The following is a 19,003-nucleotide window of genomic DNA, read 5'->3' on the forward strand; positions in this document are numbered from 1 at the left end:
AAGGGCCCCGGCGCCTTGATACGGATCGAATCAGTCACCAAGCGGTACCCGGACGGCACGGTGGCGGTCGACCGGCTCTCCATGGAGATACCCGACCGCTCGATCACCGTCCTCGTCGGACCGTCGGGCTGCGGCAAGACGACCACCCTGCGGATGATCAACAGGATGGTCGAACCGAGCGAGGGAACGATCCTCCTCGACGGCGAGGACATCCAGCGGCAGCCCGTTACGACTCTGCGCCGGTCCATGGGATACGTCATCCAGAACGCCGGCCTCTTCCAGCACCGCACGATCGTCGACAACATCGCGACCGTGCCGCGCATGCTCGGCTGGGGCAAGCAGAAGGCCCGGGACCGTGCGGCCGAACTGATGGAGCGCGTGGGCCTCGACGCCGCGCTCGCCAAGCGGTACCCGTACCAGCTCTCCGGCGGTCAGCAGCAGCGCGTCGGCGTGGCCCGGGCGCTCGCCGCCGACCCGCCGGTGCTGCTCATGGACGAGCCGTTCTCGGCGGTCGACCCCGTGGTGCGCAAGGTCCTCCAGGACGAACTGCTGCGCATCCAGGACGAGCTGGGCAAGACCATCGTCTTCGTCACCCACGACATCGACGAGGCGATCAAACTCGGCACGATGGTCGCCGTGCTGCGTGAAGGCGGCCACCTCGCCCAGTACGCGCCCCCCGCCGAGCTGCTGTCCGACCCCGCCGACGCCTTCGTCGAGGACTTCCTCGGCGCCGACCGCGGCATCCGGGGCCTGTCGTTCTTCCCGTCCGCCGGGCTCACGCTGACGACCGACCCGGTGATCCGGGCCGACGCCACCGCCGAGCAGATCGCGGCCCCCGACGCCCCCTGGCTCCTGGTGACCGACACGGACGGCAGGCCGCTCGGCTGGAGCGCGCCGCAGGATCTGGCGGCCGGGGACATCAGGCCGGACCAACTCCTGTCCTACGGACGGCCGTTCGTGCCCGGCACCGACTCGCTGCGGGCCGCCCTCGACTGCGCCGTGCTCTCCCCGACCGGCTGGGCCGTCGCCGTGGACGCCGGCGGACGGGTGACCGGAGTGGTCGCCCAGCAGACCATCGGCGAGGCGATCCGCAGCGCCCACGAGGCCCGCCGCGACGACGAGAAGGTCGCCGGATGAGCGACTTCCTCCACGACTTCTTCGACATCCCGAGCGACCTCCAGCACAGCTGGTTCGGGCTGATCGGGCTGCACCTGAGGGAGGCCCTGCTGCCGGTCGCCGCCGGACTGCTCCTGGCGCTGCCGATCGCCCAGCTCTGCGTGCGCTTCCGCTGGCTCTACCCGCCCGTCCTCGGCCTGACGACCGTCCTGTACGCCATCCCGTCCCTGGCGTTCTTCGTCGTGCTCATCGACTACACGGGGCAGACCGAACTCACCGTGATGATCCCGCTGGCCGTGTACAGCCTGGTGGTGCTCGTCCCGGCGATCGTCGACGGGGTGCGCTCGGTGCCCCCGGAGACCCTGGCCGCCGCCACCGCCATGGGCTTCGGGCCGGTACGGCGGTACTTCCAGGTGCAGTTGCCGATCGCCGTACCGGCGATCATCGCGGGCCTGCGGGTGGCGACCGTGTCGAGCATCTCCCTCGTCAGCGTCGGCATGCTGATCGGCAACCAGGGCGCGCTCGGCAACCTGCTCCACGACGCCCAGATCTACAACCGGCCCGAGCTCACCTGGAACTCCGTGATCACCACGGCGCTCCTGGCCATCCTCGTCGACGCACTGCTGGTCCTCGTCCGCGTGCTGCTGACGCCGTGGATGCCGAGCGGGACGGTCCGCCGCAAGCCGGCGCCCGCCCTTAAGGACGCTGCCCGGTGAACGTACTCAACTTCGTCAACTCGTTCTTCAGCGACAGCGCCCACTGGCAGGGCTACGACGGCATCCCGGCCCGGCTCGGGGAGCATGTCCAGTACACCCTGGAGGCGCTGCTCCTCGCCGCCGCGATCGGACTGCCGATCGGCCTGGTCACCGGTCACTACGGGCGCGGCGGGAACGCCCTGTCCCTGGTCGCCACCGCCGGGCGGGCCCTGCCCAGCTTCGGTCTGCTGGTGCTGATGACCACCCTGCTGGGGTTCGGGATGCTGCCCGTGATGATCCCGCTGGTCATCCTCGCCGTCCCGCCGATCCTGGTCACCACCTACGAGGCGATGCGTTCCGTCGACCCCTCGCCGGTGGACGCCGCCCGCGGCATGGGCATGCACGAGTCCCGGATCCTCTTCCAGGTGGAACTGCCGGTCGCGCTGCCGCTGATCCTGAGCGGCCTGCGCTCGGCGGCCATCCAGATCGTGTCGACGGCCACCATCGCCGCGTACGTCAGCCTGGGCGGCCTCGGCCGGTACATCGTCGACGGCCTTTACCAGCGCGACTACGAGAAGGTGGTGGGCGGCGCGACGCTGGTGGCCGTCCTCGCGCTGGTCACGCTCGCGCTGTTCTGGGCGGCGGCCCGGGTCGCGGTGTCGCCGGGTGTGCGCAGGAGATGACGCCAATTGGTAACCAAGCTGCTCTTGACTGACCGAATATCCGCTGGCTTGGATCAGTGGGTGATTACTACACGGAAGAGCAGCACCCGGTCCATCACGAGGCACCCCGGCGCGGCAGCGGTCGCGCTGGCCGCGGCGGCAGCTCTTCTCGGGGGCTGTTCCTCCGGCGGCACCTCCGACGACCCGCTCAAGGGCGGCGGGGCGGAGGGCGGCGCCGTCGTCGTCGGCTCCAACAACTTCGCCGAGTCCATCCTGCTCGCCGACATCTACGGCGAGGCCCTCAAGGCCAAGGGCATCAAGGTCACCTACAAGCCCAACATCGGCAGCCGGGAGACCACGTACGGTCTGATGAAGAACGGCAGCGTCACCGTGCTGCCGGAGTACAACGGCTCCCTGCTGGCCTACCTCGACGCCAAGGCCAAGCCGAAGACGGTCGAGGAGACCACGACCGCCATCGACGGCAAGCTCGACTCCAAGCTGGAGCTGCTGAAGCCGTCGGCCGCCCAGAACAAGGACTCCGTGACGGTCAACGCGGAGACCGCGAAGAAGTACAAGCTGACCTCGGACTCGTCCATAGCGGACCTCAAGGACGTCGCGGGGGACCTGGACTTCGGCGGCTCGCCGGAGTTCCAGACCCGGCACCAGGGTCTGGTGGGCCTGAAGTCGGTGTACGGGCTGGAGTTCAAGTCCTTCAAGTCGCTCGACGCGGGTGGTCCGCTGACCCAGACGGCGCTGAAGAAGAACACCGTGCAGGCCGCGGACCTCTTCACCACCGACCCGACCATCGCCCGGGACAAGTTCGTCGTCCTGAAGGACCCGGAGAACCTCTTCGGCTTCCAGAACGTGCAGCCGCTGGTCCGCAAGGGCGAGCTGTCCAAGGAGGGCGCCGCGGCACTCGACGCGGTCTCGGCCGAGCTCGACACGGCCGCGCTGCTCGAACTGGACGCGAAGGTCCAGCTCGAGAAGCAGGACCCGCTGGACGTGGCCAAGGAGTGGCTGAAGTCGGCGGGCCTGACCTGACCCGCCCGGCCGACGGTCAGGCGTGACCGGCACTCCGATCACGCCTGACCCGGTTCACCCCTGCCTTCGACGGTCACACCCGGCTGCCCACGCCGAGTTCGGCCCGCGCCCGGGCCGCCGCGCCGATCGCCACGGCGTCGTCGCCCAGCAGCGCGGGCCGCACACGCACCGGGTGGCCGCTGACCGGCGGTTCGGCGGCGAGGGCGGCGAGCAGGGGCGGCTCCAGCAGCGACCAGGCCCGGCTGACACCCCCGCCGACGACGCACGAGGTCACATCCAGCAGCCCGGCCGTGACCAGAACGGCCCGGGCGACGGCCACCCCGGCGGCCTCGAACACGGCCAGGGCGTCCTGGTCACCCCGAGCCGCCAGCTCGGCGACAGCCCGGGCGGAGAGAGCCGGCCGGACTTCCCCGGCCCGCCCGCCTGCTTCGGCCTCGCGGAGGCCCACGGCCCGGTCGGCTCCCCGCCCCTGGCCGGACTCCCGGACCCGGCCGGGAAGCTGCCCCCGGCCGGCTTCCTCGGCCCGTTCGGGTGGCCCGGCCCGATCGACGCCCTCGACCTCTGATCCCGCCACCCGTTCGGCATACCTGGCCGCGATCGCACGCCCCGACGCCAAGGTCTCCAGGTGGCCACGGCCCCCGCACGTGCAGGGCAGGTCGCCGAAGCCGGGGACGTGGCCGATCTCGCCCGCCGCTCCGTGCGGGCCGTCGTACAGCCGGCCGTCCAGCCACAGCGCGCCGCCGACCCCGGTGCCGAGCGTCATGCCGAGCACGTGCGGCTCACCCGCGGCGGCGCCCCCGACGGCCTCGCCGCGCAGGAACGCGTTGACGTCGTTGTCCAGGTACGCGGGGACGCCCAGCCCCTCCTGGACCGCCGCCGTCACCGGGAAACCGGCCCAGTCGCGGAAGGAGTCGCTGGCCACGAGGATCCGGCCGGCCCGGGCGTCCACCACGCCCGCCGCACCGACCCCGACGCCGAGCAACCGCGCCGCCGTGCGGCCGAGGAGCAGCCGTACGGCGTCCAGCGCCGCGTCCGTCATCGCCCCGCCGCCCTCGGCCGCCGGGGTGGGCACGGCCACGCGGTCCACGACCCGGAGATCCGCCGCGCACAGCACCACCTGGGTGGTGGTGCCGCCGATGTCGACACCGGCGACGACCTCGACAGCGCCGGTCACGCCGTGGCCCCCGTCCCGAGGGCCGCCGCCCGGCGCCGCCGTTGCAGCACCGGATCCGGCACCGGCACGGCGGCGATGAGCCGCCGGGTGTACTCCGTCTCCGGCTGCGACAGGGTGGACCTGGTCGGTCCCTGTTCCACCACCTGCCCGGCCCGCATCACCACCACGCGCCGGGCGAACTCCTGCACCACGGCCAGATCGTGCGACACGAACAGGCAGGCGAACCCGAGCTCGCGCTGCGACTCGGCGATCACCTCGAGCACCGTCCGCTGCACGCTCACGTCGAGCGCGCTGGTCGGCTCGTCCGCGACCAGCAGCCGTGGCTGCAGCACCAGCGCCCGCGCCAGACTCACCCGCTGCCGCTGACCACCGGACAGCTCACGCGGTCCCCGGCCCGCCACCTCCTTCGGCAACCGCACCAGTTCGAGCACCTCGGCGACCCGCGCCCGCCGCTCGGCCGCCGGCATCCCCCGCCGGTGCACCCGCAGCGGCTCGGCCACGCACTCCGCGACACTCATCCGCGCGTCCAGCGAGGCCACGGGGTCCTGGAGCACCACACCGACCCCGGACAGCCGCGCACGGCGGCGCCGCCCCCGCACCCGGCGCAGATCGCCGCCGAACAGCGACACCGTGCCGGAGGACGGCCGGACCAGCCCCAGCGCGACCCGCGCCGCCGTCGACTTGCCGGACCCCGACTCGCCGACCAGGCCGACCGTCTCACCGGGACGGACGGTGAGGGACACGTCCTCAAGGGCCTGTACGGCACGGGGTCCCCGCCCGAACCGCACGGAGACGTCCCGGAGTTCGACCACCGCGTCCTGTGGGGGACGCTCCGGAGGCGGCGGCCCTGCCTCCGGCTCGCCGACCGCCAGGCGCGGCACCGCCGCCAGCAGCCCCCGCGTGTACTCGTGCCGCGGCCGCAGCAGTACCTCCTCCACCGTCCCGGTCTCCACGATCTCGCCCCGCAGCATCACGGCCACCCGGTCGGCGAAGTCCGCGACCACACCCATGTTGTGCGTCACGAGCAGCACCCCCGTGCCCGAGTCGGCCGCGAGACCCCGCAGCAGGTCCAGGATCCCGGCCTGCACGGTGACATCGAGGGCCGTGGTCGGCTCGTCCGCGACCAGCAGCCCCGGCGAGTTGGCGATCGCCATGGCGATCACGACCCGCTGCCGCTGCCCGCCCGACAACTGGAACGGGAACGCCGAGGCCCGCCGCTCCGGCTCCGGAACGCCCACCCGGCGCAGCAGCTCCACAGCTTCCCGGGCGGCCTCGGCGCGCGACATCGTCCGGTGGTTCCGCACGACCTCGGCGATCTGCGCGCCGACCCGGGTCAGCGGGTCCAGTGCCGTCGCGGGTTCCTGGAACACCATCGAGGCCGTACGGCCGCGCATCCGGGCCAGTTCGGCCTCGGGCGTGCCGACGACCTCGGCACCGTCGACCGTGACGCTCCCGGAGACCCGGGCGCTGCCCGGCAGCAGTCCCAGCGCGGCCAGCGCCACCGTCGACTTCCCCGACCCCGACTCGCCGACCAGCGCCAGCGTCTCCCCGGACCGGACCCGCAGCGACACGTCCCGCACGGCGGGCACGTCACCGGTGTCGGTCGTGAAGGTCACGCCCAGCTTCTCGATCTCCAGGATGCTCACGCACGCCCCTTCACGTCGAAGGCGTCGCGCAGCCCGTCGCCGATCGCGTTGAACGCGCACACGACGAGAATGATCGCGAGGCCCGGCGGAACGATCAGCCACCAGCGTCCGGAGTACGCCGCCGTCAGACCGGCCGACAGCATGCCGCCCCAGTCCGTCGCCGGCGGCTGGACACCCAGGCCGAGATACGACACATACGCCACGAGCAGGATCGCGTCGGCGATCTGGAACGTCGCCGCGACCACGATCGTGGACACCGAGTTGGGCAGGATGTGCCGGCCGATCGCCCGCCCGTGCGTCCCGCCGATGGCGCGCAGGGTCAGCACATAGTCCCGGCTCTTCAGCGTGAGCGTCTCCGCCCGCACCAGCCGCGAGGGCACCAGCCACGACACGACCCCGAGGATCCCGACCAGCCCGAGCGGCCCCGGATCGGTGATGGCGGACACCACGAGCAGGATGAACAGCGCGGGAATCGCGATCCCCGCGTCCACGACCCGCATCATGACGGCGTCCACCCAGCCGCCCGCGTATCCGGCGATCGCCCCCCACAGCGTGCCGATGACGGTAGCGAGCAACCCGGCGGCAAGCCCCACGAGCAACGAGATCTTCCCGCCGTACATGAGCCGCCCGAGCTGATCGTGCCCGACGGCGTCCGTACCGAGCCAATGGGCCCCACCGGGCGCGAGATTGACCTGGGAGAGATCCGTATGGGTCTGGTCGGTGGAATACACCAACGGCCCGACGAAACAGAAGAGCAGGAACAGAAAGAGGACCACGAGCCCAGCCACAGCCAGCCGATTGCGCGCGAAGCGCGCATTCAGGGGCGCGGGGAACTGCGCGAACAACCCCCACCGGCCCGCGGCAAAAACACGACCACTCACACCCGCCCCTCCTTGACCCGAGGATCCACAACCCGCTGCACCACATCCGCCAGCAAGGTCCCCACCACCGTCGCCACGGAAATGACCAGCACACACCCGAGCAACACCGGGTAATCAGAGGCCTGCGCCGCACTCCAGAACAGCAGCCCCATTCCCGGGTAGTTGAAGAGCTGCTCCACCACCAGCGCACCCCCGAACAACACCGGCACGTAGTACCCGAGCATCGCGATCACCGGCGTCAGCGAATTCCGGAACACATGCCGGAAGAGAATCGCGTACGGCCCGGATCCACCCGCCCGGGCCGTGCGGACGTAGTCCTCGGAGAGGTTCTCCAGCGTCGAAGCCCGCATGTACCGGCTGAACACCGCCACCATCGACGCCGCCCCCGTCGCCACCGGCAGCACCAGCCCCACCGGATCCGCGAACACCTGCCCCAGCGTGTCCCCCTGCGGCGCCTGGGAGGGGAACCAGTTCAGCACCTGCGTGAACAGCAGGATCAGCAGCAGCCCCAGGAAGTACACCGGCGTGGAGTACGCGACGAAGCTCAGCGTGGTGACGACGTAGTCCACCGGCCTGTTGCGCCGCACCGCCTGCCACATGCCCAGCGGCACCGCCAGCAGCAGACCCACGAGGGCGGACAGGACCGTCAGGACCAGCGTCTTCGGAAGGCGCTGTGTGATGAGCCGGGAGACGGCCTCGTTGAGCGTGTACGAGGTCCCGAGGTCGCCGTGCAGCAGGGTGCCGAGATAGTGGACGTACTGCACGGGCAGGGGCCGGTCCAGCCCCTGTTCGTGATTGAACGCGGCGATCTGCTGGGCGGTCGCCTGCGGGCCGAGGATCCCGCGGGCGGGACCCCCGGGCAGCGCGTGCAGAAGGCAGAACACCACGACCGTGACGAGGAGGATGACGACGAGGGCCTGAAGGACCCGCCGGGTCAGGTACCAGACGGTGTCCATGGCTCAGTCGGTCCACTTCCACTGGGCGGGGTGGAAGTCGGCGAGCGAGTCCTGGGAGAAGCCGCCGAGGCCCTTCCTGACGACCGAGATCTGGTAGACGGGCTCCGGCAGCCAGACCACCGGGAGGTCCTTGGCGAGGGCCTCGCTGTACTTCTGGATCGCCTCGTTCGAACTCGACGTCGTGGACGCGGAGATGAGCTTGTCCACCTCCGGGTTGGAGTAGCTGCCGAAGTTCGAGCCGCCGCCGGTCTGGAACAGCGAGTCGCCGGTCGGGAACGCCGGGAAGTACCAGCTGCCCGCCGTACCGAAGAAGGACAGCTGCCACGAGCAGACGGGCTGGTTCGCCTTGCACTGCGGGGTCTGCGACAGCACCGAGTTGACCGGGGCCGTCTTGATGGAGAACTTGATGCCGGTCTTCGCGAGGGAGGACTGGATCGCGCTCATCATGTTGTCCGTCACCGTCGAGCCGGACTGCGACAGCACCCGCATCTCGAACTTCGTCCCCTTGGCGACCCCCGCACCGCACTTCGCGGGTTCGGCGCACGTCATCACGCCGCCCCGCTCGCTCCAGCCGTGCTCGGTGAGCAGGGTGCGCGCGGCGCCCGTCGAGTACGGGTACGGGTTGCTCTTCTGCGCGGGCGAGACGAAGTCGGAGGCCTGTCCCTGCGGGACGGGTCCGTAGCCGGGCACCGCGGTGCCGTTGAAGATGACCTTCGCCAGGCCCGCCTGGTCGATGGAGCGCTGGACGGCCTGCCGGGCGTACGGCTGCTTGAACACCGCGCCCATCCGGGGGTTGTTGAAGTTGTACGGCATGTACGTGATCGCCCAGCCCGACCACGGCTTCACCTCGTAACCCCGCGCGGTGAAGCTCTCCTTCTGGTCGAGGTCGCCCGCCTCGATGTAGCCGTAGTCGACGGTGCCTGAGCGCAGCGCGTTCTTCTCGGCGTCCGCGGTGGTGAACGGCAGCAGGTTCACGGTCGGGATGTTCGCCTTCTCCCCGCCGTCGTACTTCTTGCTGGCGGTGAGGACGACCTTGCCGGCCGTCGAGAAGGACTTCACCGCGTAGGGGCCGCTGATGGTCTTCCACAGCGGGTTCGTGGCGTAGTCGCCGATGTTCTTCGCGGCGTTGTTGAGGGCGGTCCACACCTGCTTCGGGTCGCCGCCCTTGTCCCAGACGTGCTGGGGGAGCGGCGTGATGGAGCTCAGCTCGTTGGCGAGCATCCACTGCGGGTTGTAGGCCTTGTCGAAGGTGATCGTGAAGTGGCGGTCGTCGACCGGCTTGAAGGACGTCCAGTTGTCGGGTGCCTGGCCCGGGTTGTAGCCCGCCCACTCGCTCTTGTTGGCCTTGATGAGATCGAACCAGAACTTCACGTCGCGGGAGGTGATGGGCTTGCCGTCGCTCCAGTGCCGGTCGCCCAGCGTGATCCGCACGCTCCTGTTGTCGGCGGCGAAGTCGGCGGCGGTGGCGACCGACCCCTTCTTGTTCCAAGCGATCTTGCCGGTCGAGCCGTCGTAGGCGATCAGCGGCTCCCACAGGGTGTTCGCGATGGAGATGTTGTTGGTGTTCAGATGGGCCGCCGTACCGATCGGCAGGATCCAGTTCGGCGTGAAGTTCGCGGGCAGCGCGTAGGCGATCGAATCGCGGGACGACGCGGACGACGTGCCGCTCGTCCCGGAGCAGCCCGCGAGCAGCAGCGTGCCCGCGCCGAGGGCGGCACCGGTGAGCAGTCTCGTGCGAGCAGGGGACATGGCTCTCCTCGGAGACAGAAGCCGGGGTCGGGGGGTGGAGCCAGTGAACGCCCGCTGTGTTCGAAGAAACAGACGTGCATGGGTAAAAAGTCTGTTTCTGCTGTTCTGGAAAAAGCCGCGAGAGGGTCTTTCTGGCCTACGCTCACTGCCCCGGCCGGCCGCTGACGGAAGTAACCGCATCCATGCCTGAAAAAAGTGCTCCGTTGAGCGGACGCGTCCTCGAACTCCTCGCCTCCGGGCAGGCGTCGACCCGCACCGAGCTGGCACAACTGCTCGGCGCAGCACCCTCGACCGTGTCGTTCACGGTGAGCCAGCTGATGTCCCACGGACTGGTCGCCGAGGAGGGCACCGTGTCCTCCACCGGCGGGCGTCCGCGCAAGGTGCTGCGGCTCGGCGGCAGCGACGGGTTCGCGGTCGCGGCCGAACTCGGCGGCCGGCACGCCCATGTGGGCGTCGTCCTGCCCGGCGGCGGACTCACCGACGTCTCCACCGTGCCGTTCCCGACGGACCACGGCCCCGAGGCCGCCCTGCCCGGACTGGCCGAGACCCTCCTCGCGCTCGCCGAGCAGCACGGCCGGCACCTGCTCCGGGGCGTCGGCCTGTCGCTGCCCGGTCCGGTCGACGTCGCCACCGGCGTCGTCACGCTCCCGTCCCGGATGCCCGGCTGGAACCGCTTCCCGGTCCGCGCCTGGCTGGAGGACCACTTCGGCGTCCCGGCGGCCATCGAGAACGACGCCAACTGCATGGCCGTCGGCGAACACACCGTGCAGCCTCCCGAGCGCCGCCAGTCGATCATGGTGAAGACCGGTACGGCCATCGGCGCGGGCGTCATCGCCGACGGGCGGCTCTACCGGGGCGGTTCGGGCGCCGCCGGCGAGATCACCCACGTCCGCGTCGAGGCCGGCCACGACATCCCCTGCTCCTGCGGCAACACCGGCTGCCTGGAGACCGTCGCCTCCGGCGCGGCCCTGGTGCGCATCCTGCGCGGCCGCGGCCTCGACGTGTCCTCCACCGAGGACGTCGTACGCCTTGCCTCCGACGCCGACCCCGAGGCGACCCGGGCGGTCCGGCAGGCCGGGCGCTACCTCGGCATGGTGCTGGCCGCCAACGTCAACTTCTTCAACCCCGACGCCGTGTACCTCGGCGGCATCCTCTCCACCCTGGAGCCCTTCGTGGCCGCCGTGCGCAGCCAGCTCTACGAGGGCTGCCACCCGCTGGTGACCGAGCACCTGGTGATCGAACGGGCCAGCCTCGGCGCCGACGCCGGACTCGTCGGCGCCGGCCAGTTCGCCCTCCAGCGGGCCCTGGCCCACGCCCTGCACACGGCCACCGGCACCCCGCACCCCTGAGCCACCGGCACCCGTCACCCCTGACATCCCGGAGGAGCCATGTCCGTACCGTCCCGCCCCGTGATCGCGATCGCCGGACTCGGTATCGAGTCGTCGACCTTCTCCCCGGCCCGCACCGAGGCCCCCGCCTTCCACCCGCTGCGCGGCGCCGACGTCCTGACCCGCTATCCGTTCCTCGCCCCGGGCCAGCCGCTCCGGGACGCCGCCGACTGGCGCGGTGCCCTCGTCGGCAAGGCCCTGCCCGGCGGCACCGTGACGGCGGCTGCCTTCGCCGAGCTGTCCGGGGAACTCCTCGACCGGCTACGGGCGTCGGGACCGCTCGACGGACTCTGGTTCGACATCCACGGCGCCATGACGGTCGAGGGACTGGACGACGCCGAGGCGGTGCTCCTGGCCCGGATCCGCGAGGTGACAGGACCGGACGTCATCGTGTCCACCTCCATGGACCTGCACGGCAACGTCTCCCGCGACCTCGTCCACCGCACCGACCTGATCACCTGCTACCGCATGGCCCCGCACGAGGACGCCATGGAGACCAAGGAGCGTGCCGCCCGCAACCTCGTAGAGCACCTCGTGAGCGGTGCGCCCCGCCCGGTCAAGGCGTGGGTCCCGGTGCCCGTCCTGCTGGCCGGGGAGCAGACCTCGACCCGGATCGAACCGGCCAGGAGCCTGTACGCGGCCGTGGCCGAGGTCGCGGCGGCCGACGGGGTGACGGACGCCGCGGTCTGGGTCGGCTACGCGTGGGCGGACGAGCCGCGCAACCGGGCCGCGGTCGTGGTCACCGGTCCTGAGCCGGACGCCGTCCGCGCGGGCGCCGAGCGCCTGGCCCACGGCTTCTGGGCGGCCCGGCACGACTTCGCCTTCGTCGCCCCCACCGGCACCCTCGACGCGTGCCTCGACGCGGCCCTGGCCTCCGCGTCCCGCCCGTACTTCGTCAGCGACACCGGCGACAACCCCACGGCGGGCGGCGCCGGCGATGTCACCTGGGGCCTCGAACAGGTGCTGGCCCGCCCCGAGTTCAAGGATCCGGCCGGTCCGTCCGTCCTCTACGCGTCCCTGCCGGGCCCGGACGCGGTGGACACGGCCGTGCGGGCGGGCGTCGGCGCGACGGTCACCGTCACCGCCGGTGCCGATGTCGACGACCGGCACGCCGGGCCGCTCACCCTGACCGGCGTGGTGCACGCCGTCCGGCACGGCGACCGGGACGCCGAGACGGAGGTCGTGCTGCGGGTCGGGAGCGTGCACGTGATCCTCACTCGGCTGCGCAAGCCTTACCACCACGAACACGACTTCACGAACCTGGACCTGGACCCGCGCGGCGCCGACGTCGTCATCGTCAAGATCGGCTACCTGGAGCCCGAGCTCTTCGCCATGGCGGCCGACTGGAAGATGGCCCTCACACCGGGCGGCGTCGACCAGGAGCTCACGCGTCTCGGCCACCACCGCATCCACCGGCCGATGTTCCCCTTCGACCCGGAGATGGCGGACCCGGAACTCAGGGCCCGGATCGTCCCGCCCTCGAACCAGCCCTGAAGACCGGCCCCTAAGCCTGGACGGCCGACGCGATCAACTGGTCGATCAGGGCGATCAGCACGTCCCGGCACGACTCCCGGTCCCGCGCGTCGCACAGCAGCACCCGCACGTGCTCCGGCACCGCGAGCGCGTCCCGGATGTCCTCGGGCGGATACGGGTGCTTGCCGTGGAAGCCGTTGACCCCGACGACGAACGGGATCTCCCGGCGTTCGAAGAAGTCGATCGCGGCGAAGCTGGACTCGGGTCTGCGGACGTCGACCAGGACCACGGCGCCGAGCGCGCCGAGCGCCAGGTCGTTCCACATGAACCAGAACCGCTGCTGCCCCGGCGTACCGAACAGGTACAGCACCAGTTCCCGGCTGATGGTGATTCTGCCGAAGTCCAGGGCCACGGTGGTGGCCCGCTTCTCCTCGATGCCGTCGAGGTCGTCGATGCCCAGACCGGCCATGGTCAGGGGTTCCTCGGTGCGCAGCGGGGCGATCTCGCTGACCGACCCGACCATGGTGGTCTTGCCCACGCCGAAGCCCCCGGCGATGAGGATCTTGACCGTGTCGGGTGCCGAGGACGCGTCTGTGACGGGGTCAGAGCCGGCCAAGGCCGTCCCTCACTTTCTGCAGCAGGTCCAGGTCCGGAGTGGTACGGGAAACGAGGCGCGGCGGGCGGACGGTGATCCGGCCCGCCTCCAGCAGGTCGCAGAGCAGGATGACGACCACGCTCACCGGCAGGTCGAGCCGGGCGGCCAGCTCCGCCACGGCGACCGGCTCGGCACAGAGCCGGAGGATCCGGGTGTGCTCGGGCTGGCACCGGGCCGCGGTGGCCGGCGGCGGATCGACCGCGGTCACCGTCGCGATGAGCGTGAAGTCGGCACGGCTGGGCCGCGTCCGGCCACCGGTCAGGGCGAACGGTCGTACGAGCCGGCCCGCCGAATCGCCTTCGCCCACCTCACACGCCTGGGTCGACGACGGGTCCGGCCATGCCCCGCGGTGCCGCGCTGAGGTGCTCGCCGATCTTCTTCACCAGCATGTTCATCTGGTACGCCACCACACCGACGTCCGCGCCCGGGCCGGTCAGCACGACCAGATGGGCGCCGGGGCCGGCGGAGGTCAGGATCAGATAGCTGTTGGCCATCTCGATGAGCGCCTGGCGCACCGGACCGCCCCGGAAGTCCATGCTGACGCCCTTGCTCAGGCTCATCAGACCGGACGCGGTCGCCGCGAGCCGCTCGGCGTCGTCGCGCAGGAACCCGGTGGACTTGCTGACCACCAGGCCGTCCTCGGAGAGCACCACGGCCTGGTTCACGTCGGCGACCCGCTCCACGAGTCCGGTCAGCAGCTGGTCGAGCTGGGTGTGCGTGGCGGGGATGGGGCGTGTCATTGCGGAGTCCTTCGTCAGCGGTCGGCGGGCGGAGTCGAGGGGACGGCGTCGGCGGCGGCCTGCCGGGGTGGTGCGGCCGGGTCCTCGTCACGGGCCCGGAGCGTGCCGCGCTGGAAGCCGGCCAGGGAGGAGGCGGCGGCTTCCGCGGTGAAGTCGTCGAGGGAGCCGTCGTCGCCGTCGGGCGCGGACTCTTCGCGCAGTTCCTCGACCAGGCTGGTCTGCGGCACGCGACGGGGGAGCGGTGCGAGACCGTCCCCACGGGGGGTGGCGGGAGCGGCGGATGCCGTCCGGGTCGCGGCGAGGGTCCGCGACTCGCGATCGGAACCGGCGTCGCCGGCGCTGCCGCCGGTACCGGTGGTGCTCTCGGCCCCCTCGGCACCTACCGCGCTCCGGCCCTCGCCCGAGCGTTGCCCGTCTCCCGAGTTCTGCCCGTCGCCCGAGCCGCGTTCGCCGCCCGAGCCGCGTTCGTCCGCCGGGTCCCGCCCATCCTCCGGGCCTCCGCCGTCCTTCGGCCTGCTCGCTACCGGGACGCCCGCGCCCCTGGGGCCGCCGAGGGCCGCGAGGCTGTGCGTGCCGTTCAGGGCCTTCGCGTTCCGGGCGTCGGGTGTGCCGGCGGCCGGGACCTCCCGCACCACGATGTCGTGCGGAATCAGCACGATCGCCGTGGTCCCGCCGTACGGCGACGAGCGCAGGGTGACGGCGATGCCGTGCCGGTGGGCCAGCTGAGCTATCACGAACATGCCGAGACGCAGGTCGTCGGCGAGCGCGACCACGTCGAACTGCGGGGGCACCGCGAGCTGTTCGTTGAAGGACGCGTAGTCCTCCTCCGACATACCGAGGCCGCGGTCCTCGACCTCGACGACCAGGCCCTTGGCGACCATCCCGGCCCGCACCGTGACGGGGCTCGGCGCGGGGGAGTACGCGGTCGCGTTGTCGATGAGCTCGGCCAGCAGATGGATGACGTCGGCGACCGCGGGCGGGGCGACGTACACCTCCTCCTCGGTGTGCACCTCCACCCGCTGGTACTCGGCGACCTCACCGACCGCGCTGCGCAGGATGTCCATCAGCGCGACCGGCTCGGTCCAGCTGCGGCCCGGCCGTTCGCCGCTGACGATGACGAGGTTCTCCTCGTAGCGGCGCAGCTGGCTGGCCGTGGAGTCCAGTTCGTACAGGCCCTTGAGGATGTCGGGGTCGCTGTGCTCGCGCTCCAGCGCGTCCAGCTTGCTCAGCTGGAGGTTGACGAGGTTCTGGCTCTGCCGGGCGATGCCAAGGATGACCTTCTGGAAGCCGCGCCGGGTGTCGGCGAGTTCGACCGCGGTGTGCACGGCCGTGCGCTGGGCGGTGTTGAACGCCTGGGCCACCTGGCCGAGTTCGTCGTGCCCGTAGTCCAGCGGGGTCGTCGCCGACTCCGGGTCGACCGTCTCGCCCCGCTCCAGCCGGGCCACCACGTCCGGCAGCCGCTCCTTCGCGAGGCTGAGCGTGGCCAGGCGCAGACCGCGCAGCCGCCGGGACAGCGAGCGGGTGATCCGCCAGGACATGCCGACGCACAGCAGCAGCGCGAGCAACCCGCCGGCGCTCAGGGACGCCGCCTTGATCAGCGTCCCGTCCGCCTTGTCGGCGCTGCGCTCCAGCAGCCCCGTCGTCTGCTGCTCGATGAGACTCGCGTAGTGCGCGGACAGCTTGTCCATCGCGGCGTTCCACCGCTTCTGCGCGTCCGGCAGGGCGATCCGGTCCGCTTCGGTGCCGGAGTTCCGGGCCGCCAGCACCTGGTCCTCGATCGACTCCAGCGTCCGCCACTCCGGGCTCGCCAGGATCCGCTCGGTCTGTGCCTTGGCCTGGCCGGTCAACTGGGGCACGACCTGGTCCTGGACCAGCCAGCGCCGGGTGTTCACGAGTTCCGCGTACTGCACCCACGCCTTGTCGTCCAGATGCCCCGACGGCCAGGCCAGGGTCAGCTGCGCGTCCTCCCGGGAGACCAGCTCCGCCGCGTGCTCCAGCGCGACCAGCGGGCCGGCCTGCGAGGTGAGGTCGCCGTCGTCGACCTGGGAGAGCTCCTGGAAGGCGTGGATCTGGTCGTCGATGATCGAGGAGTACTGGTCCAGCGCCTGCTGGGGGGTGATGTCGGTGGGGTCGTCCACCTGGTCCCGGTAGTACTCGAGGCTCCCGACCGAACCCAGCACCGAGTACAGCCGGTCGGAGATGCGGGAGGGCGCCTTCTCGATCGCGTCCGCCTGCCCGACCAGCTTCGCGACCGCCTTGTCGGTCTCCTCGCGCTGCGCGTCGAGGGCGGTCCGGGAGCCGTGCGGCGAGGCCAGCCAGGCGGCCGACAGGCTGCGCTCCCGCTGCAACGCGAGCGTGGCGTCGGTACCCATGGCGCCGGTCGACCGGCTCAGCTCCGTCTGGTCACGCAGCCGCAGGCCCTCCGAGAACATCTGGATCGTCGTCACGCCCCACATGGCGGCGAGGGTGACGCTGGGCACCAGGGCCAGCAGCCACAGGGAGAGGCGTATGGAACCGAGACGGCGCCGGGCACCTGTCCGTCGAGACATCGTCGTCCTAGGGGCGATCAGCGGGGAGCGAGGAACGGGAGGCGGAACGGTCGGGGAGGGCGGGGGACGGTCGCGGGGGTGAGGGCGTGCCGGGCGCGGCACATGGGATGCGCAGGATGTTATCCGTACAAGTGGGCGTGCGAACCGGGCCTGACCGAATCTTTGGCGACACCGTCACAGGAAGTGTCCGGTCACCGGGTCCCGGCGGCGGCGAACCGTGCCACAGCGGACACGTTCGACCTGGTCACGAACGCCGGACCGGTGAGCACCGGAGCCGTCCCGCCGCCGCTGATGTTGCCGTTGGTGCGGTACAGCCACAGGGCGTCCACCGCGAGGTAGCCCTGCAGATACGGCTGCTGGTCCACGGCGAACTGCACATCGCCGCCCTGGACCGCCTTGACCAGGTCTTTGTTGAGGTCGAAAGTGGCGACCTCGGCTCTGCTGCCGGACTGCTCGACGGCCTTGACCGCGCTGAGCCCGTACTGGGCGCCCAGGGTGACGACCTCGTCGATGCTCGAGTCCTGTCGCAGCCGGGACGCGATCGTGGCGGTCACCGCGTTCATGTCGGCGCCGTCCACGTACAGGTTGTCGGTGTCGCCGCGGAACGTCTTCTTCACGCCGGCACAGCGGGCCTCCAGCGCGACGTTGCCCCGCTCGTGCACCACGCACAGGGCGTGCTTGGCCTTGACCTCGTCCAGCTTGTCGCCGACGGCCTGGCCCGCGACGGACTCGTTCTGGCCGAAGTACTCCAGGAGTCCCGTCGGCCGCCAGGCGTCGATGCCGGAGTTGAGCCCGACGACGGGGATGCCGGCAGCCTTGGCCTGGGCGACCGGGCCGCGCATCGCCGCCGGCTTGGCCAGCGTCACGGCGATGCCGTCGACCTTGTCGCGGACCGCGTCCCGCACCAGCGCGGCCTGCGCGGCCGGGTCGGAGTCGCCGGCGTACGTCAGGTCGATGCCGTCCTTGGCGGCCGCCGTCTCCGCGCCTTTGCGCACCAGGTCCCAGAAGGCGTCGCCCTTGCCGCCGTGCGTGACGAGGGCGACCTTCATCCCGCCGCCGGACCGGTCTGCCGTATCCGCCCCGTCGTCGGCCGCGCCGAGGACGGAGCAGCCGGACACCAGCAGACACGCGGCGGAGGCCAGGGCCACGGTTCGGGTGAGTCTCAGGGTGGTGGGCTGCGGGGGAGGAGTGTTCATGGGGGGTGGACCTCGCTGTGCGGCCGAGCAAGAGCAGGGTGAGAGCACAGCGGGGCCGTGAACGTGCACGACCCGATGACTCTCTCTGGCTCGGAGCCAACCGTGTGTGGCCACTGGTCGTCAAGTGAGCGGCCACAAGCCGTGAGTTCATGCTGCCGCATCGTGATGATCCGTCCGACGGGCCGAACGGCGAGGTCAGGGCCTCTTCCCCCGCTACGGCTTGCGCGCCACCGCCCCGTACATCGCGATGTCCTCGTCCCGGATGCCGACACCGTCTTTTTCCGTACCGTCCGTGCGGTTCGGACGCCACTTGTGGACCTGCGCGATGCCGGGCTCCACCAGGTCGAGACCCTCGAAGAACTCCGCCGCCTCGGGGAGGGTGCGCAGCCGCATCGGCATGCCGCGCGCGGCGTACTCCCGGGCCACCCGGCCGACCTCGTCGGGGGCGAAGTCGGCGGTGCCGACGGACATCGCGAGGCAGCTGCCGGGCGGCAGCGGGTCGAGGAGCCGGCGGACGATGCCGACGGCGTCGTGCTCGTCCAGCATGAAGTGCACGATCGCGATGACGGTCAGCGCGACCGGCTCCGACAGGTCGAGGGTCTCCCGGAAGCCGGGGGCGCCGAGGATGGCCGCCGGGTCGCGCATGTCCGCCTCGACGTACGCCGTCCTGCCCTCGGGCGTGCCGGACAGCAGGCCCCGGGAGAGGGAGAGGACGAGCGGGTCGTTGTCGACGTAGACGACCCGCGCGCCCGGGGCCGCCGCCTGGGCGATCTCGTGCAGGTTGGGCGGGGTCGGGATGCCGGTGCCGATGTCGAGGAACTGGCGTATCCCCGCCTCGGCGGCGAGATACCGCACGGCTCGGTGCATGAAGTCGCGGTTGGCCCGCATGTGGACCGGCAGGGCGGGCCACTCGCGGCACATGGCGTCGCCCGCCTCCCGGTCCGCGGGGTAGTTGTCGTCGCCGCCGAGGATGTAGTCGTAGATCCGCGCGGAGTGCGCGCTCTCGGTGTCGATACGGTGCTCCGGCATCCGGGCCTCCCAGTAGGCAACTCGCCTGTAACCGGCCACAGTTGGGCCGGTGG

The 19,003-nt window shown here is 71.3% G+C and carries 17 protein-coding genes; 6 read left to right on the plus strand and 11 right to left on the minus strand.

Going from position 1 to position 19,003, the window contains the following annotated elements; all coding sequences use genetic code 11:
* Positions 1-15 precede the first annotated feature (15 nt).
* The 4 genes from OHU35_RS32930 to OHU35_RS32945 all read left to right on the plus strand — a co-directional run bounded on the left by OHU35_RS32930 (position 16) and on the right by OHU35_RS32945 (position 3,514).
* Positions 16-1,137: an ABC transporter ATP-binding protein gene (locus OHU35_RS32930; protein WP_189721582.1), complete on the plus strand. Its 1,122-nt coding sequence runs from the start codon at positions 16-18 to the stop codon at positions 1,135-1,137.
* Positions 1,134-1,832 (plus strand): ABC transporter permease, encoded by a 699-nt coding sequence (locus tag OHU35_RS32935; RefSeq protein ID WP_189721581.1) that lies wholly within the window; start codon positions 1,134-1,136, stop codon positions 1,830-1,832. Before OHU35_RS32930 ends, OHU35_RS32935 begins: the two co-directional genes overlap by 4 nt.
* The gene (locus OHU35_RS32940; protein WP_189721580.1) at positions 1,829-2,494 is read left to right on the plus strand and encodes an ABC transporter permease; all 666 of its coding nucleotides are present in this window, start codon (positions 1,829-1,831) and stop codon (positions 2,492-2,494) included. Before OHU35_RS32935 ends, OHU35_RS32940 begins: the two co-directional genes overlap by 4 nt.
* Positions 2,495-2,557: 63 nt before the next feature.
* Positions 2,558-3,514: an ABC transporter substrate-binding protein gene (locus OHU35_RS32945; protein WP_189721915.1), complete on the plus strand. Its 957-nt coding sequence runs from the start codon at positions 2,558-2,560 to the stop codon at positions 3,512-3,514.
* Positions 3,515-3,587: 73 nt separating this feature from the next.
* Here OHU35_RS32945 and OHU35_RS32950 read toward each other — a convergent pair whose 3' ends face one another.
* Genes OHU35_RS32950 through OHU35_RS32970 form a run of 5 tightly spaced genes read right to left on the minus strand, consistent with a single transcriptional unit; the run spans position 3,588 to position 9,920 of the window.
* On the minus strand, positions 3,588-4,688 hold the full coding sequence (locus OHU35_RS32950) for an ROK family protein (RefSeq protein ID WP_405507890.1): 1,101 nt from the start codon (positions 4,686-4,688) through the stop codon (positions 3,588-3,590).
* Complete coding sequence (locus tag OHU35_RS32955; RefSeq protein ID WP_405507892.1) at positions 4,685-6,334, minus strand: dipeptide ABC transporter ATP-binding protein; 1,650 nt, start codon at positions 6,332-6,334, stop codon at positions 4,685-4,687. Before OHU35_RS32955 ends, OHU35_RS32950 begins: the two co-directional genes overlap by 4 nt.
* Entirely contained in the window at positions 6,331-7,179 is an 849-nt protein-coding gene (locus OHU35_RS32960) for an ABC transporter permease (RefSeq protein ID WP_229872789.1), read from the minus strand. The genes OHU35_RS32955 and OHU35_RS32960 overlap by 4 nt, the downstream gene beginning before the upstream one ends.
* Positions 7,180-7,211: 32 nt before the next feature.
* Positions 7,212-8,171, minus strand: a complete 960-nt coding sequence (locus OHU35_RS32965; protein WP_405507894.1) for an ABC transporter permease — start codon at positions 8,169-8,171, stop codon at positions 7,212-7,214.
* Between the two features lie 3 nt (positions 8,172-8,174).
* Positions 8,175-9,920 carry a peptide ABC transporter substrate-binding protein gene (locus OHU35_RS32970; RefSeq protein ID WP_189721576.1) on the minus strand — a complete coding sequence of 582 codons (1,746 nt, stop codon included), beginning with the start codon at positions 9,918-9,920 and terminating at the stop codon, positions 8,175-8,177.
* A gap of 182 nt (positions 9,921-10,102) precedes the next feature.
* On the opposite strand from OHU35_RS32970, the gene OHU35_RS32975 reads away from it, so the two are divergent.
* Positions 10,103-11,269, plus strand: a complete 1,167-nt coding sequence (locus OHU35_RS32975; RefSeq protein ID WP_189721575.1) for an ROK family transcriptional regulator — start codon at positions 10,103-10,105, stop codon at positions 11,267-11,269.
* Between the two features lie 39 nt (positions 11,270-11,308).
* Positions 11,309-12,802, plus strand: coding sequence for a M81 family metallopeptidase (locus OHU35_RS32980; protein ID WP_405507896.1), 1,494 nt, complete (start codon positions 11,309-11,311; stop codon positions 12,800-12,802).
* Positions 12,803-12,812: 10 nt separating this feature from the next.
* On the opposite strand, the gene OHU35_RS32985 is transcribed toward OHU35_RS32980, so the two are convergent.
* The 6 genes from OHU35_RS32985 to OHU35_RS33010 form a co-directional block, all read right to left on the minus strand.
* Positions 12,813-13,397: an ATP/GTP-binding protein gene (locus OHU35_RS32985; protein WP_189721573.1), complete on the minus strand. Its 585-nt coding sequence runs from the start codon at positions 13,395-13,397 to the stop codon at positions 12,813-12,815.
* The gene (locus tag OHU35_RS32990) at positions 13,384-13,743 is read right to left on the minus strand and encodes a DUF742 domain-containing protein (RefSeq protein ID WP_189721572.1); all 360 of its coding nucleotides are present in this window, start codon (positions 13,741-13,743) and stop codon (positions 13,384-13,386) included. The genes OHU35_RS32985 and OHU35_RS32990 overlap by 14 nt, the downstream gene beginning before the upstream one ends.
* 1 nt (position 13,744) lies before the next feature.
* The gene (locus tag OHU35_RS32995; protein WP_020271575.1) at positions 13,745-14,176 is read right to left on the minus strand and encodes a roadblock/LC7 domain-containing protein; all 432 of its coding nucleotides are present in this window, start codon (positions 14,174-14,176) and stop codon (positions 13,745-13,747) included.
* Positions 14,177-14,190: 14 nt separating this feature from the next.
* Positions 14,191-16,725: a nitrate- and nitrite sensing domain-containing protein gene (locus tag OHU35_RS33000; protein WP_405507899.1), complete on the minus strand. Its 2,535-nt coding sequence runs from the start codon at positions 16,723-16,725 to the stop codon at positions 14,191-14,193.
* Between the two features lie 191 nt (positions 16,726-16,916).
* On the minus strand, positions 16,917-17,921 hold the full coding sequence (locus tag OHU35_RS33005; protein ID WP_405507901.1) for a substrate-binding domain-containing protein: 1,005 nt from the start codon (positions 17,919-17,921) through the stop codon (positions 16,917-16,919).
* Between the two features lie 213 nt (positions 17,922-18,134).
* A complete protein-coding gene (locus OHU35_RS33010) occupies positions 18,135-18,950 on the minus strand; it encodes an SAM-dependent methyltransferase (RefSeq protein ID WP_189721569.1) in 816 nt (271 codons plus the stop codon).
* Between the last annotated feature and the right edge of the window lie 53 nt (positions 18,951-19,003).

The organism is Streptomyces purpurascens, assembly GCF_045040895.1.
Taxonomy (GTDB): Bacteria; Actinomycetota; Actinomycetes; order Streptomycetales; family Streptomycetaceae; genus Streptomyces; species Streptomyces purpurascens.

What these genes read in the sequence shown, in the direction of transcription:
- OHU35_RS32980 (WP_405507896.1), top strand. Translation starts at nt 11,309, where the DNA reads ATGTCCGTACCGTCCCGCCCCGTGATCGCGATCGCCGGACTCGGTATC.
- OHU35_RS32965 (WP_405507894.1), bottom strand. Translation starts at nt 8,171, where the DNA reads ATGGACACCGTCTGGTACCTGACCCGGCGGGTCCTTCAGGCCCTCGTC.
- OHU35_RS32970 (WP_189721576.1), bottom strand. Translation starts at nt 9,920, where the DNA reads ATGTCCCCTGCTCGCACGAGACTGCTCACCGGTGCCGCCCTCGGCGCG.
- OHU35_RS33005 (WP_405507901.1), bottom strand. Translation starts at nt 17,921, where the DNA reads ATGAACACTCCTCCCCCGCAGCCCACCACCCTGAGACTCACCCGAACC.
- OHU35_RS32935 (WP_189721581.1), top strand. Translation starts at nt 1,134, where the DNA reads ATGAGCGACTTCCTCCACGACTTCTTCGACATCCCGAGCGACCTCCAG.
- OHU35_RS32995 (WP_020271575.1), bottom strand. Translation starts at nt 14,176, where the DNA reads ATGACACGCCCCATCCCCGCCACGCACACCCAGCTCGACCAGCTGCTG.
- OHU35_RS33000 (WP_405507899.1), bottom strand. Translation starts at nt 16,725, where the DNA reads ATGTCTCGACGGACAGGTGCCCGGCGCCGTCTCGGTTCCATACGCCTC.
- OHU35_RS33010 (WP_189721569.1), bottom strand. Translation starts at nt 18,950, where the DNA reads ATGCCGGAGCACCGTATCGACACCGAGAGCGCGCACTCCGCGCGGATC.
- OHU35_RS32975 (WP_189721575.1), top strand. Translation starts at nt 10,103, where the DNA reads ATGCCTGAAAAAAGTGCTCCGTTGAGCGGACGCGTCCTCGAACTCCTC.